The organism is Arthrobacter sorbitolis (genome assembly GCF_054510995.1).
In genome coordinates this window covers 84,190-102,677 of the sequence record NZ_JBTNDM010000006.1, presented here as the reverse complement: position 1 = coordinate 102,677, position 18,488 = coordinate 84,190, and the positions used below count along the sequence as shown (strand labels likewise).

The window sequence follows — 18,488 nt, the reverse complement described above, 5'->3', positions numbered from 1 at the left end:
CCGACCTCAGGTCGTCCCGGCGCGCCGGTAGCCGGTACCGTCGGGGTGCCGCTCTACGAAGCCGTGATCGACGAGCGCGCGCCGCAGGGTCGGGATGTCACGCGTGACCGTGGCGAGCAGCCGGTTCACCTCGGGTTCGCTGATCTCCTCGTCGGCGGGCAGCAGCCGTTCCGCGAGGTGCGCCAGCAGGTCGGTCCGCTCCTGCCCGGCGCGCGGCAGTCCGTCGATGCGCCCGTCCCGGAAGAAGCGGTCGACTCCCTTCGGCGTGCCCGGCCCGGCAGCGGCGAGGACCTCCTGGAACAGCCCCTCCGCGACGAGGTTCTCGGGCGTCAGCAGCCCGGCGTCGACGAGGCGCTGCACCTCCTTCGGCGTCGCGTCGAGCGGCTGCCCGAGGACGGCCCGTGCGTACAGCTCCCGGGAGCGCGCGCCGGCCAGCGTGGACAGGATCCTCTGCCAGGACGGCGTCATGGGTGCCGCCCGAGAAGGGTCGTATCGGAGGCCGGCCCGAGGAGGTCTGCTGGGCCGGCGAGCGTGAGGGCGGCGAGGCGCTCCGACTCGGTGGGGCCGCCGTCGAGCACGGACCGGAGCTCCGGCCTGCGGACGGCGACGCCCGCCTCCTCGGCGATGAGCGCGCCGGCGGCGATGTCGTGCTCGTGCAGGCCCCGCTCCACGAAGGCGTCGAAGGTGCCGTCCGCGACCATGCAGAGGTCGAGCGCCGCGGAGCCGAGCGATCGCACGTCGCCGAAACCGTCGAGCAGAGCGCCGAGATCGCCGGCCTGCCGGGCCCGCGTCCCGGCGTCGTAGGAGAAACCGGTCGCGAGGAGCCGTCCACGTCCCGTGCCCGGTCCGGCGAGGCGCCGCACCGACCCGCCGTCGCTCAGCCAGGCGCCGCCTCCGCGCGACGCCCAGTAGATCCGCCGGAGGGCGGGGGCGTGCACGACGCCGGCGAGCCAGGTGCCGTCCGCGTCGGCGACTGCCACGGACGTGCCGTAGTAGACGATGTTCCGGATGAAGTTGGTGGTGCCGTCGAGGGGGTCGATCGACCAGCGGACCCGGTCGCCGTCGTGCCTGCCGGTGGGGACCGTCGTGCCGAGCTCCTCGCCCGTGACGATGTCGTGCGGGCGGGAGTCGGCGAGGACGCTGCGCACGGCCCGCTCGGCGGCGATGTCGTACGCCGTCACCCAGTCGCTGTCCGACCCCTTGCTCGTGGCGCCGAGCGCGGCCGGGTCCCGCCGGGAGAGCACCTCGGCGCCGGCCGCCGCCGCGTGGCGGGCCACGTGCAGGAGTGCGCCGGGCGAGGCCGTGGAGCTCACGCGGGGTCCCCGGCGCCCGATCCGCCGGCTCCGGCCCCGAGCTCCTCCGCGGCCTCCTCGTCCTCGCTCGGGTCGCCGTCGTCAGCCGGGGTGGCCGGCCCGTGCGCGAGCAGCGCGGTGAAGCCCTCCTCGTCGAGCACGGGGATGCCGAGCGCCTCGGCCTTCTCCAGCTTGGTGCCGGCGTTCTCGCCGGCCACCAGGTAGCTCGTGTTCTTCGACACCGAGCCCGACGCCTTGCCGCCGCGCGTGATGATCGCCTCCTTCGCCTCGTCGCGGTTGTAGTGCTCCAGCGAGCCGGTGACGACGACGGTCAGGCCCTCGAGGGTGCGCGGCGTGCTGTCGTCGACCTCGTCCTCCATCCGCACGCCCGCCGCGGCCCACCGGTCCACGATCTCGCGGTGCCAGTCCTCCGCGAACCACTCGGTGAGCGCGACGGCGATGGTCGGGCCCACGCCGTCGACGTGCGCGAGCTCCTCCTCGCTCGCGGCGCGGATACGGTCCATCGACCCGAAGGCGGTGGCCAGCGCACGGGAGGCCGTCGGGCCCACGTGCCGGATGGACAGCGCGACCAGCACACGCCACAGCGGCTGCTTCTTCGCCTTCTCCAGCTCGACGAAGAGCTTGCGCGTGGTGGCGCTCGGCTCGGAGGGCTTCTTCGCCGTGCCCTTCGAGTAGAAGTAGGGCACGAGCTCCCGGCCCGTCACCACGCCCTTGACCTTCTTGTCCCGCTCGATCCGGACGTCGGCCAGCTTCTCCGGTGTGAGGTCGAAGAGCTCGGCCTCGGTGGTGACGGGCGGTACGGCGGGTTCGGCGGGCTGGGTGAGGGCGATGGCAGCCTCGTAGCCGAGGGCCTCGATGTCGAAGGCCCCGCGGCCGGCGAGGTGGAACACGCGCTCCCGCAGCTGGGAGGGGCATGACCGCGCATTGGGGCAGCGGATGTCGACGTCGCCCTCCTTCGCCGGCTGCAGCGGTGTGCCGCACGACGGGCACTCGGTGGGCATGACGAAGGCGCGGACCGGCGGGTCCTGCTTGTCCCGCAGGGCGAGAACCGGGCCCACGATCTCGGGGATGACGTCGCCGGCCTTCCGGAGCACCACGATGTCGCCGATCATCACGCCCTTGGCCTTCACGACCTCCTGGTTGTGGAGCGTGGCGAGGCCGACGGTGGACCCGGCGACCTTGACGGGCTCCATCTGGCCGAACGGCGTGACGCGTCCGGTCCTGCCGACGCTGACGATGATGTCGAGCAGCTTCGTGTTCACCTCCTCGGGCGGGTACTTGTACGCGACGGACCAGCGCGGCACGCGGGACGTGTGGCCGAGTGCCCGCTGCAGCGCGAAGCTGTCGACCTTCACCACGATGCCGTCGATCTCGTGCAGCAGGTCGTGCCGGTGCTCACCGTGGTACCCGATGAACTCGACGACCTCGGCCTGCGTCGCGAGGACCTTGTAGTAGGGGGATGTGGGGAGCCCCCAGGCCCTGAGGAGCTCGTAGGTCTCCGACTGCGTCCCGGCGGTCAGTCCGGTGCGCGCCCCGATGCCGTGCACGTACATGTCGAGGGGACGCTCGGCCGTCATGGCGGGGTCCTTCTGCCGCAGCGAGCCGGCGGCGGCGTTCCTCGGATTGGCGAACGGGGCCTTGCCCGCGGCGACCATCCGCTCGTTGAGCTGCGAGAACTCCCTCGTGGGGAAGAAGACCTCGCCGCGGATCTCCACCTCCTCCGGGTGGTCGCTGCCCGCGAGATGCTGCGGGATCGAGGCGATCGTGAGGACGTTGTGCGTGATGTCCTCGCCCGTCACGCCGTCGCCCCGGGTGGCGGCGCGGACCAGCTCGCCGTCCCGGTACAGCAGGTTCACGGCGAGACCGTCGATCTTGAGCTCGGTGAGCCAGGCGATCTCGGCGCCCGGGCTGCGCTCCTCCACCCCGGCGGACGCCCGGTCCAGCCAGGCCTTCAGCTCGTCGAGGGAGAAGACGTCCTCGAGGCTGTACATGCGGGCGAGGTGGTCCACGGGGGCGAAGGCGGCCGAAACCTCCCCGCCCACCTCCTGGGTCGGTGAGTCGTTGGCGACGATCTCGGGGTGCAGGGCCTCCAGCTCCTCGAGGCGCCGGAACAGGGCGTCGAACTCCGCGTCGGAGATGGTCGGCGCGGCGTCCTGGTAGTACGCGGTGCGGTGTGCGCGGATGTCCTCGGCGAGCTGCGCGTACTCCGCCCGGAGCTCTTCCCCGGGCGGGGTACGGTCCGCGGATCCGGCGGTCTGGGCTGCGTCTTCGGTTCCTGTGGTCACCGTCAACATCTTGCCCTACGGCCCTGACACCGGCCACCGGCCACCGGCGAGGAGCGGGGAGGACGCCGCCGGACGGTCAGCGGTCCGTCAGTCGCCGTCCGCCGCGAAGCGCCCTCCGGACACCGCGGTCACGTCGGTGTCCTCGCCGGGACCCGCCGCGTCGACGACGATCACCGTGACATTGTCGCGGGCACCGGACCTCAGGGCCGCGGCGATCAGCTCGTCGCACGCCTCCTGCGGGTCCGGTCGGCTGCTGAGGACGGCGAGGATGTCGTCGTCCGTGATCTCCCCGCTCAGCCCGTCCGAGCAGATCAGGATCCGGTCTCCTTCCTCGACGGGCAGGAGCCAGAAGTCAGCTTCGGCGTCGTCGCCCGTGCCGAGAGCCCGCGTGACCACGTGCCGGCGCGGGTGGGTGCGCGCCTGGTCCTCCGAGATGCGGCCGGTGTCCACGAGTTCCTGGACCTCCGAGTGATCCACCGAGACCTGGCCGAACGTGCCCCCGCTGAGGCGGTACGACCTGGAGTCGCCCACGTTGAAGAACAGCCAGGTGGGGACACCCGATTCCTCGACCAGGACGACGCCCGTCAGCGTCGTACCCGCGTGCCCGTCCGCCTCGCGTCGGATCCGCTGATCGGCCTGGTGGATGAGCTCTTCGAGGTCCGCCATGCCGAACCGGGGCATCCTGCTGCCGATGATGCTGCTCGCCTCGAGGGTCCGTACGCAGATGCTGCTGGCCACCTCCCCCGCCTCGTGCCCGCCCATGCCGTCCGCGACGGCGAACACCGGTTCGGCGGCCAGGAACGAGTCCTCGTTGAGCTCGCGGCGGAGTCCGCGATCGGTGCCGAACCCATAGCTGAGCCGGACATCGGGCCCCGCGGTCGAGCGTCGGCCCTGCTGCGGGACGACCGTGCCGTCGGGTCCGCTGCCGGGGCCTACGTCGACGGCGTGCGAGCCGTGCGCTTGCTGATCGTTCATGCCGCGTCCGGCAGGCGGAGCATGGAGCCGGTGCGGCGGGGACGGGCGCGCTGGTCTGTCATGCCCCCATTCTGCCCTCCCGCACGCCGGATCCGCGTCAGTCGAGGATGATCCCGGTGCCCGTCCCCCGGGCCAGGGTCACCGGGCGCACCTCGCCGAAGCCGCGCACCTGCCGCGCCTCGTGGGGCGTGAGGACGAACTTCTCGTTGTGCGTGAGCGTGGCGGCGGTGCCGGAATCGACGAGCACCTCGCCCGGTTCGGCGAGCGCGGTGAGGCGTGCTGCAAGGTTCACCGTGGGGCCGTAGATGTCGCCGAGCCGGGACAGCACACGGCCCCAGACGAGCGAGCAGCGGGCGGACGGCAGGAACTCGTCCTCGGAGAACGCCTTGGACAGCGCCAGGGAGATCTCCGCCCCGGCCTCCGGCGATTCCGCGATGTACAGCACCTCGTCGCCGATCGTCTTCACGAGGCGACCCCCGCCCACGGAGATGATCTCCGCGCTCTTGTTCTCGAACCGCTGCACAAGCTGGGCCAGCGTGCGCTCGTTCATCTGCCGCGAGAGGCTCGTGTAGGAGACGAGGTCCGCGAAGCCCACCGCGCGGGCGAGCGGCAGCGGCGCGTCCTGCTCGTCGCCGTCACGCCCCGCCTCGCTGGACCGCAGGCCGGATTCGGCGCGCAGCGCGAGCCGCTGGACGGCCGCGTTCATCTGCCGGCGCCACGCGTAGACGAGGGTCTTCTCGAGGGGCTCGATCAGGTCGGGGAGTTCGGACACGAGCGTCTTCCGCGCGTCCGCGTCGGTGAGCCCGCGCTGCGCCACCATCTCCTCGACGATCGCCTCGATCTGCCAGACCACCATCCGGTCGGTCATCTGCCCCACGGCCCGCGTGATCGAGATGGCGGCGTCCTCGGTGAGCTGCTCCTGGCGGACCAGGTCGATGATCGTGGTGAGGGCGTCGAGGTCCTTCTCGGTGAACGCGATGTCGTCGTCGCCGATGTTGGGGAAGCCCATGGCGCGCCACAGCTTCCGCGCGGACAGGAGGGACACGCCCGCACCGGCGGCGATGTCGCGGCGCTTGAGGGTGCGCTCGGCGCCGAGGAGTTCCCGCTCGAGGCGGCGGATGGTGTTGCGGTCCACTTCCCGCGGCCCGTCCGAGGGGGACGGCGCCTCGGCGCCCGTCGCCATGTCGGACTGCAGCTGCCAGACCGCCTTCGGTGCCGTGGACGCCGGTGCCTCGGGTGCGTCGTCGAGCCGGGCGGTCTCCACCGGGGCCTGATCGGGGTGCTGACCCTCGTCCACCGGGTGCCCGGACTCGTGGCGGTCCTCGACTGTCACGGCTGCTCGCCCTTCCATTGCTGCTGTGCCCATCCCTGCTGTGCCCCCGGAATACTGCCGCGGGCGTACTGCGGGTCGATCTCCATGTCTACACCATCGAACATGCGCGTCAGCGGGAGTTCGCCGATCGCCTGCACCACGTACTCCTTGAACGTCGCGATCTGCGGCACGTGGGGGTAGGCATGGGCGCGGTCGAAGCCGAGGTCCGCGACGAGGGTTCCACTGCGCGCCATCCGCTGCATCAGTCCCTGTTCCGTCTGGAGCTGGGAGATGGCGGACAGGTTGATCTGGTGCTCGGTGCGTCGGGTCGCTCCGCGCCGGTGGATGAGCCGCATGCTCGTGAGCACGTAGCGGTTGCCCGACCAGCGGATCAGGGGCAGCACCGTGACACGGGCCAGCAGGAGTGCGACGGCGGCGAGCGCCACCAGGACGAGGACCGGCTGCCACTCGGCGAGACCCGGCAGGGGCCGGGACGCGAGGTAGCCGAGACCGAATCCTCCGACGCCGAGCAGCACGAACCCCGCGAGGACCGGGCCCACCAGCGGCAGCGGGTTGGGCCGGGTCCGCACGAGGACGCGTTCCCCCGGGAGCAGCCTGATCCGCACGGGCTACACCTGCGGGCGGAGGTGGACGACCTCGCCGGCCGAGACGGTGTGGCGTTCGCCGTCGTCGTCGCGCACGATCAGCGCGCCGTGGGTGTCGAGGGCCAGGGCACGGCCGCTGAGCAGGCTGCCGCCGGGCAGTTCGGCGCGCACGTCCTGGCCGAGGGTCGTCATGCGGGCCCCGACGCGGGCGTGCAGGGACGGGCCGTCGTCCCATGCGGCGTCCGCGTCGCCGTCGACGTCGCAGAAGGCCCGGTAGGAGTCGGCGAACGTGCGCAGGAACGCCTTGAGGAGGACGTTCCGGTCGGTCGTTCCGGCGTATTCGAGGAGCAGGCTGGTCGCGGTGGGGACGGGGAGCTCGTCGTCCGTGAGGCTGACGTTGAGGCCCACCCCGACGACGACGGCGGGCGGCTCGGCTCCGGCGCCGGGCACGAACTGCGCCAGGATCCCGGCGAGCTTGCGGCCGTCCACGGTGACGTCGTTCGGCCACTTGAGCTGCGGGGCGATCTCGGTGCGGTCCTCGATGCTCTCGGCGAGCGCGAGGGCGGCCAGCAGCGAGAACCAGGAGTACGCGGTGGTGGGGACGGGCCTGCCGTGCCGGTTGAAGGGGCGCAGGAGCACGCTGACGAAGAGCGACGACCGCTCGGGCGCCACCCAGCTGCGGCCCAGCCGTCCGCGGCCCGCGGTCTGCACCTCGGCCCCGAGGACACTGAGATCGGGCCAGCCGGCGGGCTCGCGCTGGGCATTCTCCACGAGGTCCGTGTTGGTCGACCCCGTGCGCTGCAGGATGTCGAGGCGTGAGAACGGACCCGACGGCATGCACACCGCTGTCCTCAGCGCGCCGAGGTTCAGGCCCGGGCGCTCGAGATTGGAGTAGGGGGAGGACATGGCATCGATCCTATCCGGACCGGCGCCCCCGGCTCCGGCTCCGGAGCCCCGGTGTCAGAGGAAGATGTCAGGCACGAGCTGGTCCTCGGGAGCTCCGAGGCTGTAGCCCGTGAGATCGGTGATGCCCTCCTCGCGCAGCACCTGCTCGTCGGTGTAGAAGTGTCCGGTGCAGCTGCGGGCCGGGCGGACGAGGACGGCGTGGGCGGCGTCGGCGACGATCTCGGGGCTGCGGGCCGCCTGCACCATCCGGCTCCCGCCCGGCATGTTGCGGATGGCCGCGGTGTCGATGAGGGTCGCGGGCCAGAGCGAGTTCACGGCCACGCCGTCGTCCTTCAGCTCCTCGGCGAGTCCGAGGGTGGTCAGGCTCATGCCGTACTTGGCCATGGTGTAGGCCAGGTGCATGGCGGCCCAGCGGGGCGCGAGGTTCAGGGGCGGTGAGAGCGTGAGGATGTGCGGGTTGTCGGATTCCTTCAGCGCGGTGAGGGAGAACTTGCTCAGCATGAAGGTGCCGCGGACGTTGATGTCCGCCATGAGGTCGTAGCGCTTCATGTCGACGTCGGGGGTCTTCGTGAGGTCGATCGCCGAGGCGTTGTTGACCACGATGTCGATGCCGCCGAACGTGCCGGTCGCGGCGTCGACGGCGGCGCGGACGTCGTCGTCGTTCCGCACGTCGCCGACGATCGGCAGGGCACGCCCGCCGGCGGCCTCGATCTGCTCGGCGGCGGTGTAGACGGTGCCCTCGAGCTTCGGGTGGGGTTCACCGGTCTTGGCCATGATGACCACGTTCGCACCGTCGCGGGCCGCACGCAGCGCGATGGCCAGGCCGATGCCGCGGCTCCCGCCGGACATGATGATGGTGCGTCCGGCGAGCGTGGCGCCGGCCGCTCGTCCGGTGCCCACCGCCGGGGATTCCTGGGCTTCGTTGCGTGCAGTCATGGCTCCACCATAAGCAGCGGGACCGGCCCGACGGCGCTGCGACGCACCGTTGTTACCCGCGGGTAACATCACCTCCCCGGCTAACCGATGGGGGACGAAACTGTAGACGTCCTACAACGGCGAGCCCCCGGAACCTCACTAGACTTGGTGGATTGCGCCGCGCGTTGGAGGAAACCTCCAGCCGCCGGTGCATCCCCCATCCACGCGCCGACCGGAGTATTCATGCATCAGGACCTGCAGCCCGACCTCACGACGACGGCCGGGAAGCTCGCTGACTTCCGGAGGCGTAAGGCGCTCTCGGAGCAGCCCTCCGGTCCCGAGGCCATCGAGAAGCAGCACGCCCGCGGCAAGAACACGGCCCGGGAGCGCGTCGACCTGCTCGTGGACGAGGGCTCGTTCGTGGAGTTCGACGCCCTCGCCGTCCACCGCTCCACCGCGTTCGGCATGGAGCGCAAGAAGCCGCTGGGCGACGGAGTGGTGTCCGGGTACGCCACCGTCGACGGGCGCCTGATAGCGATCTACAGCCAGGACTTCACCGTCTACGGCGGGTCGCTCAGCCAGGTCAACGGCGAGAAGATCGTGAAGGTGCAGGAGTTCGCGCTGCGCAACGGCTGCCCCGTGATCGGCATCAACGACGGCGGCGGGGCGCGCATCCAGGAGGGCGTCGCCTCCCTCGCGATGTTCGCCGACATCTTCCGCAACAACGTCCATGCCTCGGGCGTGGTCCCGCAGATCTCGCTCATCATGGGCCCGTGCGCCGGAGGGGCGGCCTACTCCCCCGCCCTGACCGACTTCGTGGTCATGGTGGACAAGACCTCGCACATGTTCATCACCGGGCCCGACGTCATCAAGACCGTCACCGGCGAGGACGTGGACATGGAGACCCTCGGCGGGGCACGGCAGCACAACACGACGACGGGCACCTCCGCCTACCTCGCCGCGGACGAGGCGGACGCCATCGGCTTCGTGCGGGAGCTCCTCGACTTCCTGCCGTCGAACAACCTCGCGGAGGCACCCCTCACGGCGTTCGTGGAGGAGCCCGAGGTGACGGACGAGGACCTCGCCCTCGACGAGCTGATCCCCGACGCCGCGAACCAGCCGTACGACATGCATGCCGTCATCGCGGCGATCGTGGACGACGGCCACTTCCTCGAGATGCAGGCGCTGTACGCGCCGAACGTCGTGACGGGCTACGCCCGGGTCGAGGGCCACACCATCGGGATCGTGGCCAACCAGCCACTGCAGTTCGCGGGGACACTCGACATCAACGCCTCGGAGAAGGCCGCGCGGTTCGTCCGTCACTGCGACGCCTTCAACATCCCCATCCTCACCCTCGTGGATGTTCCCGGCTTCCTGCCGGGCAAGGACCAGGAGTTCCAGGGCATCATCCGGCGCGGTGCCAAGCTGCTCTACGCCTACGCCGAGGCGACGGTCCCGAAACTGACCGTCATCACGCGCAAGGCGTACGGCGGCGCGTACATCGTCATGGGATCGAAGAAGCTCGGGGCGGACCTCAACCTCGCCTGGCCCACGGCGCAGATCGGCGTCATGGGCGCCCAGGGCGCCGTCAACATCCTGTACCGCGGGCAGCTCAAGGCCGTGGCGGAGGCCGGCGGGGACGTCGAGGGCGCGCGCGCCGATGTCGTGCAGCAGTACGAGGAGGAGCTGCTGAACCCGTACCAGGCCGCCGAGCTCGGATACGTCGACGCCGTCATCGCCCCGTCCGAGACACGCCTGCAGATCGTCCGCGGGCTCCGCGCCCTCCGGGAAAAGCGGGCCTCGAACCCCGCCAAGAAGCACGGGAACATCCCGCTGTGACCGGCGTGGAGAGCGTGTCCGACGGCGGCCCGGGAGTCTCCCTCGCGGATGCCCCTACGGGTTCGCCGGCCGGCGTCCCTTCCGGTGATCCGGGCGTGGCCGACGGCGACGCCGTCCTCGCGGTGGTGTCCGGCCATCCGACGGATGAGGAACTGGCGGCGCTCACCGCCGTCGTCGTCGCCCTGCAGGGCGCGGGCGACGGCGACGACGCCCCGAACCAGGGCCGGTCCTGGGTGCGGCGCGCCCTGCTGCGGCTGGGTCCGACGCCGGGTCCCGGGTCCTGGCGGCGCAGCGTCCGCTAGTTCCCGCTGCTGTCCTGCTCGCGGGTGGTCGCTCCGCCGCGGGCTTTCCTGCCGTGGAGTTTCCCACCCTGTCCGGGTGGTACGGCCCCGGGTCCCGCTAGCGCGGATCCGCGACGGTTCCCATGATGACCGCCAGCCCGGTGTCCTCGTGGACGATCTGGTAGCCGAAGGGCCGGTCGAAGGAGATGCTCAGGTCAGGTGGGATCCGGGCGCTCGTCACCATGGCGAACTGCGTCACCGCTGCGGCGATCGTCCCCTTCTCCGCCACGGTGATGTTCGCCGTCTGGGTACCACCGGCGATGACACTCCCGGGCTGGATGGCACCGAAGTCGGCGCTCGGACCCACTGTTTCCTCCAGCCCGAGTGCAGCGAGGAGAACGAGCAGGTCCTGGTCGTATGCGTGGTCCCAGGCGGGGAGGGCGAGGGCCACGGGAACGGGTTCAGCGGCGTCAAGGGCGTCCGCCATGTTGGCGAGTTGCTGCTCGTCCCAGGCAGGCGCCGACCCTTCGTCCGGCAGGACGAGCCGCATGAAGAAGCCCTCGCCGTACGGCAGATCGATGCCGCTCCATCCCGCGCCGCCGGCGTGCCGGACCGTGACCGCGGCATGCATGGTGGGCACCTCGGCCTCCGCGCCGCTCGGCAGGGTGAAGCGCTCGTTCCTCGTCTCCGTGGCATCGAACGGTTCCTCCCAGGCGGCGGCGAAGTAGACGGTGTTCAGCAGCGACAGCGTGGTGTCGGGAGTCGCCTCCAGCGGGGCGGTGTCGATCCGGCCTCCGGTCTCCTGCGAGACCCAGTCGTCGATGCGCGCCGGCGTCGAGGGATCCGCGAAGTCGACCGGATAGACGCCGGCTCCGTACTGCCGAGCCAGGACCTCGAGGAAGGCTTCTCCCGTCTGCCCCTCCTCGGGGACGAACACGGCGTTGGCCAGATGCAGCAGTGGCGTGCTGGGCGGGGTCTCCTCGTCGATGTCGCCGGGGTCTCCGTCGAACTGCTGGACACCGCCGAGCAGCGCGTTCATCGCCTCGTGGTGCTCGGCGGTGAAGCCCAGCACGGTGTCCATCTCCTCCGCCGTCGTCGTGCCGGCGCCGGCCCGCAGCATCGACAGGGCGTAGAGCGCGCTGACCGGACTGGTGACCTGGTTGGAGTCGGGGGACGCCGTGAGCGCAGCACCCAGCCGGTAGGAGGACCGCAGGATCGCTTCCTGCGCCTCCGGGTACTGATCCTGCTGGACGACGACGCGCTCCACGGGCGCCTTCTGCTGGTCCGGCGGCGCCGTACCGCAGGCGGTGAGCAGCACGAGGGCGGCGGTCGCCGTGGCGCCTCGTCGCGCCGTGTGCGTCGCGTGCGTCCCGTCTGTACGTTGCTGATTCATGTGCTCCCCCTGTGGCTCTTCCAGGTCCTGTGCGTCTCGCGCATCACGGGCCACCTGTCCGTAGTGGACCCTGATCGCGGTGCAGCTGCTCGCTGTGCACCTGCTCGCTGTGCACCACGGTAGGCCCGTGGACCTCGGGGAACTACGGAACGAGGAGAACGATCCGGTCACGGTCCGAGATCGGCGCAGGTATCGGTCGGAAAGGAGAAACGCGGGGCGAATGTTCCGAACCGTTCCCATCATGCGTTCGGCACGAACAACGAGCAGTCCGCAGTGCAATCTGCAGGCGCTCGATGAACGGCCCTCATCGCCTCATAGTGTCGGTGGTGGGCGGGATCATCGGTGCATGAGGACGACCGCGGAGTATCGGGCCGACTGCGAGCGGATCGACGCCCGCATCCTGTCCCTCGCCGCGGACAAAGCCCGCATCGACGCGGACCTCGCGACCGCCACCGAGGAACTCCACCAACTCCTCGAAGACGAATTCTTCGACTACCAAACCGGCGGACAATCCTCTCAGAAGCCCGTCAGGCGGCGGCGTACGAACCTCGCTGACACGACGACCGCGACCGAACTGGCCTGCCTGCTGCGCATCCCCGAACGCACCGCCCACCGCCTCGTCCAGCACTCCGCGGTCCTGGTCAACCACCACCCCCGCACCCACGCGGCCCTGCACGCCGGAACGATCTCCTGGGCCCACGCGACCACCCTGCTCCACGAATACACCGGCCTGCCCGCGACCACCGCGGCCCTCCTCGAAGACCAGCTCCTGCCCCTGGCCGCCGAGACCACCACCAGCCGCCTCGCCCGCAAAGCCCGGACCCTGCGCAGCCGACTGCACCCCGAGACCCTCCACCAACGCGCCGCGACCGCCACCACCCGCCGCCGCGTCGACCTCGAACCCGACCACGACGCGATGGCCTGGCTGCACGTCCACCTGCCCGCCACCGACGCCACCGCCATCGACACCCGCCTCACCAGCACCGCCCGTTCTCTACAGACCCCCACCGAGACCCGCACCCTCACCCAACTGCGCACCGACGTCCTCACCGACCTCCTCCTCACCGACCCACCCCCCTGCACCCCCTGCACCGGGTGCACCGGCATAGGTACGGGTAGCGGCACCGGGTGCCCGGCCAGCAGCGGCGCCGGCCTAACGGGGTCGGGTAGCGCGGGCTCGGACAGCACGGGCTCGGGCAGCACGGGCCCCGACAGCACGGGCTCGGGCGCCAGTCGTGCGGGCGGGACCTGCGGGGGCGGGGCCTGCTGTGGCGGGTGCAGCGCCCCGGCGTCCTCGCCCCGGATCCGGGCGCACGTCAATGTCACCGTGCCCGTGCTGACCCTCCTCGGCGTCGACGACGCCCCCGCCGACCTCGAAGGCTACGGACCGATCCCCGCCGACATCGCCCGCCGCCTCGCCGCCCACGCCCCCTCCTTCACCCGCATCCTCACCCACCCCGAAACCGGGGCCGTACTCAGCGTCGGCCGCACCACCTACACCGTCCCAGCCGACCTCAAACACTGGCTCCGCGTCCGCGACCAAACCTGCCGCCACCCCGGCTGCACCATCCCCGCCTCCCGCTGCGACCTCGACCACACCGTGCCCTGGTCCCACCACGGACCCACCAACGCCACCAACCTCGCCTCCCTCTGCCGCAAACACCACCACCTCAAAACCCAAGGCATCTGGCACTACACCCAAACCCCCTACACCCACGAAAAACACACACCCGACACACCCGACACACCCGGCAGCCCCACCGGAACACCCGGCGGCTACAACACCCCCGGCACCCTCACCGCCACCTCACCCACCGGCCGCACCTACACCACCGAACCCGACCCACCCCCCTTCTGACGTCACGAGAATCACTCCCCGGACTTTTGCTGTAATCCTCTCCACCCACGACGGAAAAATTCGATCAGCACTCGAGATCCCTGCAATTCCTGCAATTCGATGGGACTATCCCACTTCTGCCCGTGGAACGCCGGAATTCGATGTTCGTCGTCGTTTCACCATGCACTTCCTCGCGGCAATCGAAGCATCATCAACGATGCTTCTGAGTTGTTGTCGGGCGATGAGCTGTTCACCTCACGTCGCGAGGTGATCGAGAATCGCGAATCCTTGTTCGTGATGTGCGGCACCATCGGTCTGGACCCCGGGAATGGGCGGCGACAGGCTCGTCGACAGAATGACCAGTCAGGCTCGACGGAGCCGCTCCCGGACGGGCGAACTCGTCGCCCGCTGATCCGTGGTGCTCCTTGCATCGATGTTCGGCAGTCGATACAGCCCATGCAAACGAAGAGGGCCCGACCCGCAGCGGAGTCGGCCCGGGGAGACGAACACCGAGCACGGAGGACCGGGCGTCTACCTCCTCGACCCCTCCGGCCACTATCCGGAACTCATCACCCGCCCCTACGTCCAGGCACGACTCCTGTTCGCCACCGGCCCGGTGTCGCGGCGTCCGAGAGCCGGGTGTCGCTCCGGCGGGCCGGCACGTGGCACCGGCGGCGCTGTGGCCTCCGGCAACCACCTGCCGCTAGGCTCGGGACGTGACCCACAACACTCCAGCTTCCGACGCGTCCGCAGCCTCCTCCAGCGAGTCCAGCCAGGCCGGCGAACTCCCGGCACGCCCGGCGACCGCGATCGACGCCGTCGCCACGTCCTACTACGAGACCCTGCTCGAACTGATGCCGAACTTCGCCACCGAACTCGGCCTCCCCGGTCATGAGACGGAATACCAGGACTACTCACCGGCCGGCATCGAGGCCCTTGCCGAGGCCACGCGGGAAACCCTGACTCGACTGAACGACCTGCAGCCCACAGACGACGTCGACGCCGTGACGCTCGACGCGATGCGGGAGCGGCTCGGACTCGACCTCGAGATCCACGAGACCGGCCTCGACTACGCCGAACTGAACAACATCGCCTGCCCGGCCCAGAACATCCGCGCGATCTTCGACCTCATGCCCACCGCCACGGCGGAGGACTGGGGGCACATCGCCGGCCGTATGACCAACGTGCCCGGCGCGATCGACGGATACATCTCGTCACTCCGTGCCGGCCGCGAGCGCGGACTCGTCGCAGCACGCCGACAGGTCTCCATCGTCGTCGAGCAGGCCACGAAGTACGCGGAGGACGGCGGGTTCTTCGACGCCCTCGGCACCACCACGAGCGCAGGCGACGTCGACCTTCCCGAGCCGGTGCGCGAGCAGCTCCGAGCAGGTGCCGACGCTGCCCGCTCCGCCTACCGTGCCCTTGCCGCCTTCCTGCAGGACGACCTGCTCCCCACGGCACCCGAGAAGGACGCCGTCGGCCGCGAACACTACGCCCTGATGTCCCGCGTGTTCCTCGGTTCCGCCGTCGACCTCGAGGAGACGTACCGGTGGGGCGTCGAGGAACTCGATCGCGTGATCGCCGAGCAGGAGGCGGTGGCCGACGAGATCCGCGAGGGAGCAACCATCGAGGAGGCCATGCGCATCCTCGACGAGGATCCCGCCCGCCAGCTCCAGGGCACCGCAGCACTGCAGGCGTGGATGCAGGAGCTCTCCGACATGGCCGTCGACGCCATGGCCGGGGTGCACTTCGACATCCCCGACGTGATGCGGCGCCTCGAGTGCCGGATCGCCCCGACGAACGAGGGCGGCATCTACTACACGGGACCGAGCGACGACTTCTCCCGCCCGGGCCGCATGTGGTGGTCGGTACCGGAGGGCGAGGACTCCTTCACCACCTGGAAGGAGACCACCACGGTCTACCACGAGGGTGTTCCGGGCCACCACCTGCAGGTCGCGACCGCGACCTATCAGCGGGCCCTGCTGAACCCCTGGCGCCGCAACGCCATCTGGGTCTCCGGGCAGGGTGAGGGCTGGGCGCTCTACGCCGAGCGCCTCATGCAGGAACTCGGGTTCCTGTCCGATCCGGGCGACCGGCTCGGCATGCTCGACGCCCAGCGCATGCGCGCCGCCCGCGTGGTCTTCGACATCGGCGTGCACCTCGAGCTGGAGATCCCCGAGCGCTGGGGCGAGGGCACGTGGACCCCGGAGAAGGGCTACGACTTCCTGAAGCGCAACATCGCCATCAGCGAGGGCCAGCTCAACTTCGAGTACACGCGCTATCTCGGCTGGCCCGGGCAGGCACCGTCGTACAAGATCGGCCAGCGGCTGTGGGAGCAGATCCGCGACGAGGTTCGCGCGAACGAGGGGGAAGCCTTCGACCTCCGCGCCTTCCACACCCGCGCACTCAACCTCGGCTCCGTGGGACTCGACACGTTGCGGCGCGCCCTGGTGTCCTGACCCGCCCGCCGTCGTTCCCGGTTCTCGCATCGCATCACCGCGATTCGCGGCGTGTTCCGCCGCGACACCCGCTCTGGTGGGCGAAACCCGGGAACGACGGCGGCCGCGCCCGGCAGGACCGCCGTCACCGGACGGACCGTTCCCGGACGGCTCCGGGTAACATTTCGCAACTGCGGCTTCGCTTCGGTATACCTCGCCCCTAGTGTTTCGGGCGTGTCTACAGAAACCACCACCCCGCCCTCGCGGCGCAGACTGCCCCGCTGGGCGACCTCCTTCGGTCCGCAGATCATCGCAGCCCTGGTCGTCGGGCTCGCCCTCGGCCTCCTCGCCAAGTACACGGGCCATACCAAGGAGACGCCCACCGGGCTCGGCACCACGCTCGCCACACTCGGCTCGAGCTACGTCGCCCTGCTGCGCGCCGCCGTCGTCCCCCTGATCTTCACCGCAGTGGTCAGTTCCATCGCGAACCTCCGCGCGGTCAACAACGCGGCGCGCCTCGCGGGGCAGACCCTGCTCTGATTCGCGATCACCGCGCTGATCTCCGTGGTCATCGGCATCGGCCTGGGCGTCCTCTTCCAGCCCGGTGCCGGGACCGGCGCGACCGCACCCGCCGAGTACACCGGCAGCACGGGCAGCTGGTGGGCCTTCCTGACGGGCCTCGTACCCGCCAACTTCCTGGGCCTCCAGGCCTCGTCGACCGTCGCCGACTCGGGCTCGGTGACCACCGCGCTCACCTTCAACGTGCTGCAGGTCCTCGTCGTCGCCGTGGCCGTCGGTATCGCGGCCCTCAAGGTCGGCAGGCAGGCCGAGCCCTTCCTCGCCTTCAACGCCTCGGCCCTCGCCGTCATCCAGAAGGTCCTCTGGTGGATCATCCGGATCGCGCCGCTGGGGACCGTCGGCCTGATCGGCAACGCCGTGGCCATCTACGGCTGGGACACCATCGGCTCGCTCGGCAAGTTCACGCTCGCCGTCTACGTGGGCCTCGCGCTCGTGCTGTTCGCCGTCTACCCCGTCCTCATCAAGGCGCACGGCCTGTCGGTCAGGCAGTACTTCTCCGGCGCCTGGCCCGCCATCCAGCTGGCCTTCGTCTCGCGTTCCTCGGTTGGCACCCTCCCGCTCACTCAGCGCGTCACAGAGCGCAACCTCGGCGTTCCCCGCGGTTACGCCTCCTTCGCCGTGCCGCTGGGCGCGACGACGAAGATGGACGGCTGCGCCGCCATCTACCCGGCCATCGCGGCGATCTCCGTCGCCCAGTTCTTCGGCATCGACCTGTCGCTGACCCAGTACCTCCTGGTCGCGCTCGTCTCGGTCCTCGGCTCCGCGGCGACCGCCGGGACCACCGGCGCCGTCGTCATGCTGACGCTCACCCTGTCCACGCTGGGACTCCCCCTCGCCGGCGTCGGGCTGCTCCTCGCCGTCGACCCGATCCTCGACATGGGCCGCACCGCGGTCAATGTCGCGGGCCAGGCCCTCGTGCCGACCATCGTGGCCCGGCGCGAGCAGCTGCTGGACCTCGAGCTCTACAACGCCCAGCGCACCGGCGACCCGTTCGCCGACGACAGCGACCTGGACAGCATCGACACGGCCGCGCCGAACGACGGCATCTCGGCCTCCGTGGCGCGGTAACCACCCGGGCGTCCCCCGACGGCCCGTCCCGGCATCCCGGGGCGGGCCGTGCTGCGTTCCCTGCTAACGATTCGGCGCCGTTCCGCCCGACGGCGGTGCTTTCCCTCCCGTCCGGGAGGACCATTGATGCACCTATCCAGTTCGACCAGGTGGTGCGCCATGATCACATCGCGCATGACGGAGAAACTCTCCGCCACTCTCGCCGCACTCGCACTTGCAGGTGGCCTCGGCCTTGCAGGAGCGCCTCCGGCGTCCGCCGCGTACTGCGGCATCTCATGGGGTTCGACGACGAAGGTCGTCGACTCCTACTCCTCCGGTCCCATCACCAACGTCCGCTCCGGGCGGCACGAGTGCTTCGACCGACTCGTCATCGACACCCGGGGCCGCGTGCCCGGCTACAGGGTGTCCTACGTCTGGCAGGTCGCCCAGCCCGGCTCCGGCTTCAAGGTCCCGCTCCGCGGGGGTGCACGGCTCGCCGTGACGGTCCTCGCCCCGGCCTACGACAAGTACGGTCGGGCGACGTACTGGCCCGCGAACCGCGCCGAGATCGTCGATGTGCGCGGGTACTCCACCTTCCGGCAGGTGGCCCTGGCCGGGAGCTACGAAGGCCAGACGACCTTCGGTCTCGGCGTGCGCTCACGGCTTCCCGTCCGCGTCACGGTCCTGCCGGGACACAACGGCGGATCGAGGGTGGTGGTCGACGTCGCGCACCGCTGGTGAGACCCTCGCCGGTCCCGTCCCG

Annotated in this window: 14 protein-coding genes and 1 pseudogene; 6 read left to right on the top strand and 9 right to left on the bottom strand. The window is 70.6% G+C overall.

Annotation, left to right across the window (positions count from 1 at the left end; all coding sequences use genetic code 11):
• Nucleotides 1-6: 6 nt before the first annotated feature.
• From ACX80K_RS12385 to ACX80K_RS12350, 8 genes are all read right to left on the bottom strand, one after another.
• A complete protein-coding gene (locus tag ACX80K_RS12385) occupies nucleotides 7-468 on the bottom strand; it encodes a DUF2087 domain-containing protein (protein WP_459272177.1) in 462 nt (153 codons plus the stop codon).
• Entirely contained in the window at nucleotides 465-1,313 is an 849-nt protein-coding gene (locus tag ACX80K_RS12380; protein WP_459272176.1) for an inositol monophosphatase family protein, read from the bottom strand. Before ACX80K_RS12380 ends, ACX80K_RS12385 begins: the two co-directional genes overlap by 4 nt.
• Nucleotides 1,310-3,607: an NAD-dependent DNA ligase LigA gene (gene ligA / locus ACX80K_RS12375; protein WP_459272175.1), complete on the bottom strand. Its 2,298-nt coding sequence runs from the start codon at nucleotides 3,605-3,607 to the stop codon at nucleotides 1,310-1,312. Before ligA ends, ACX80K_RS12380 begins: the two co-directional genes overlap by 4 nt.
• Nucleotides 3,608-3,685: 78 nt before the next feature.
• Complete coding sequence (locus tag ACX80K_RS12370) at nucleotides 3,686-4,573, bottom strand: PP2C family protein-serine/threonine phosphatase (RefSeq protein ID WP_459272174.1); 888 nt, start codon at nucleotides 4,571-4,573, stop codon at nucleotides 3,686-3,688.
• Nucleotides 4,574-4,670: 97 nt separating this feature from the next.
• Nucleotides 4,671-5,906, bottom strand: a complete 1,236-nt coding sequence (locus ACX80K_RS12365) for an adenylate/guanylate cyclase domain-containing protein (protein WP_459272173.1) — start codon at nucleotides 5,904-5,906, stop codon at nucleotides 4,671-4,673.
• A complete protein-coding gene (locus ACX80K_RS12360; RefSeq protein ID WP_459272172.1) occupies nucleotides 5,903-6,511 on the bottom strand; it encodes a PH domain-containing protein in 609 nt (202 codons plus the stop codon). The genes ACX80K_RS12365 and ACX80K_RS12360 overlap by 4 nt, the downstream gene beginning before the upstream one ends.
• Before the next feature lie 3 nt (nucleotides 6,512-6,514).
• Nucleotides 6,515-7,396: a biotin--[acetyl-CoA-carboxylase] ligase gene (locus tag ACX80K_RS12355; protein ID WP_459272171.1), complete on the bottom strand. Its 882-nt coding sequence runs from the start codon at nucleotides 7,394-7,396 to the stop codon at nucleotides 6,515-6,517.
• 54 nt (nucleotides 7,397-7,450) lie between these two features.
• Nucleotides 7,451-8,332: an SDR family oxidoreductase gene (locus ACX80K_RS12350; protein WP_459272170.1), complete on the bottom strand. Its 882-nt coding sequence runs from the start codon at nucleotides 8,330-8,332 to the stop codon at nucleotides 7,451-7,453.
• 234 nt (nucleotides 8,333-8,566) lie between these two features.
• On the opposite strand from ACX80K_RS12350, the gene ACX80K_RS12345 reads away from it, so the two are divergent.
• Both ACX80K_RS12345 and ACX80K_RS12340 read left to right on the top strand, forming a co-directional pair.
• Nucleotides 8,567-10,150 carry an acyl-CoA carboxylase subunit beta gene (locus ACX80K_RS12345; RefSeq protein WP_459272234.1) on the top strand — a complete coding sequence of 528 codons (1,584 nt, stop codon included), beginning with the start codon at nucleotides 8,567-8,569 and terminating at the stop codon, nucleotides 10,148-10,150.
• Nucleotides 10,147-10,452, top strand: a complete 306-nt coding sequence (locus ACX80K_RS12340) for an acyl-CoA carboxylase subunit epsilon (RefSeq protein WP_459272169.1) — start codon at nucleotides 10,147-10,149, stop codon at nucleotides 10,450-10,452. Before ACX80K_RS12345 ends, ACX80K_RS12340 begins: the two co-directional genes overlap by 4 nt.
• Before the next feature lie 97 nt (nucleotides 10,453-10,549).
• Here ACX80K_RS12340 and ACX80K_RS12335 read toward each other — a convergent pair whose 3' ends face one another.
• Nucleotides 10,550-11,824 (bottom strand): serpin family protein, encoded by a 1,275-nt coding sequence (locus tag ACX80K_RS12335; protein ID WP_459272168.1) that lies wholly within the window; start codon nucleotides 11,822-11,824, stop codon nucleotides 10,550-10,552.
• A 346-nt stretch (nucleotides 11,825-12,170) separates the two neighbouring features.
• On the opposite strand from ACX80K_RS12335, the gene ACX80K_RS12330 reads away from it, so the two are divergent.
• The 4 genes and pseudogenes from ACX80K_RS12330 (at nucleotide 12,171) to ACX80K_RS12315 (ending at nucleotide 18,466) form a co-directional block, all read left to right on the top strand.
• Nucleotides 12,171-13,682 carry an HNH endonuclease signature motif containing protein gene (locus tag ACX80K_RS12330; protein WP_459272167.1) on the top strand — a complete coding sequence of 504 codons (1,512 nt, stop codon included), beginning with the start codon at nucleotides 12,171-12,173 and terminating at the stop codon, nucleotides 13,680-13,682.
• Between the two features lie 788 nt (nucleotides 13,683-14,470).
• Nucleotides 14,471-16,120: a DUF885 domain-containing protein gene (locus ACX80K_RS12325; protein WP_459272233.1), complete on the top strand. Its 1,650-nt coding sequence runs from the start codon at nucleotides 14,471-14,473 to the stop codon at nucleotides 16,118-16,120.
• A 213-nt stretch (nucleotides 16,121-16,333) separates the two neighbouring features.
• Nucleotides 16,334-17,746 (top strand): annotated as a pseudogene (locus tag ACX80K_RS12320) (dicarboxylate/amino acid:cation symporter).
• Between the two features lie 174 nt (nucleotides 17,747-17,920).
• Entirely contained in the window at nucleotides 17,921-18,466 is a 546-nt protein-coding gene (locus tag ACX80K_RS12315) for an AMIN-like domain-containing (lipo)protein (RefSeq protein ID WP_459272232.1), read from the top strand.
• Nucleotides 18,467-18,488 lie beyond the last annotated feature (22 nt).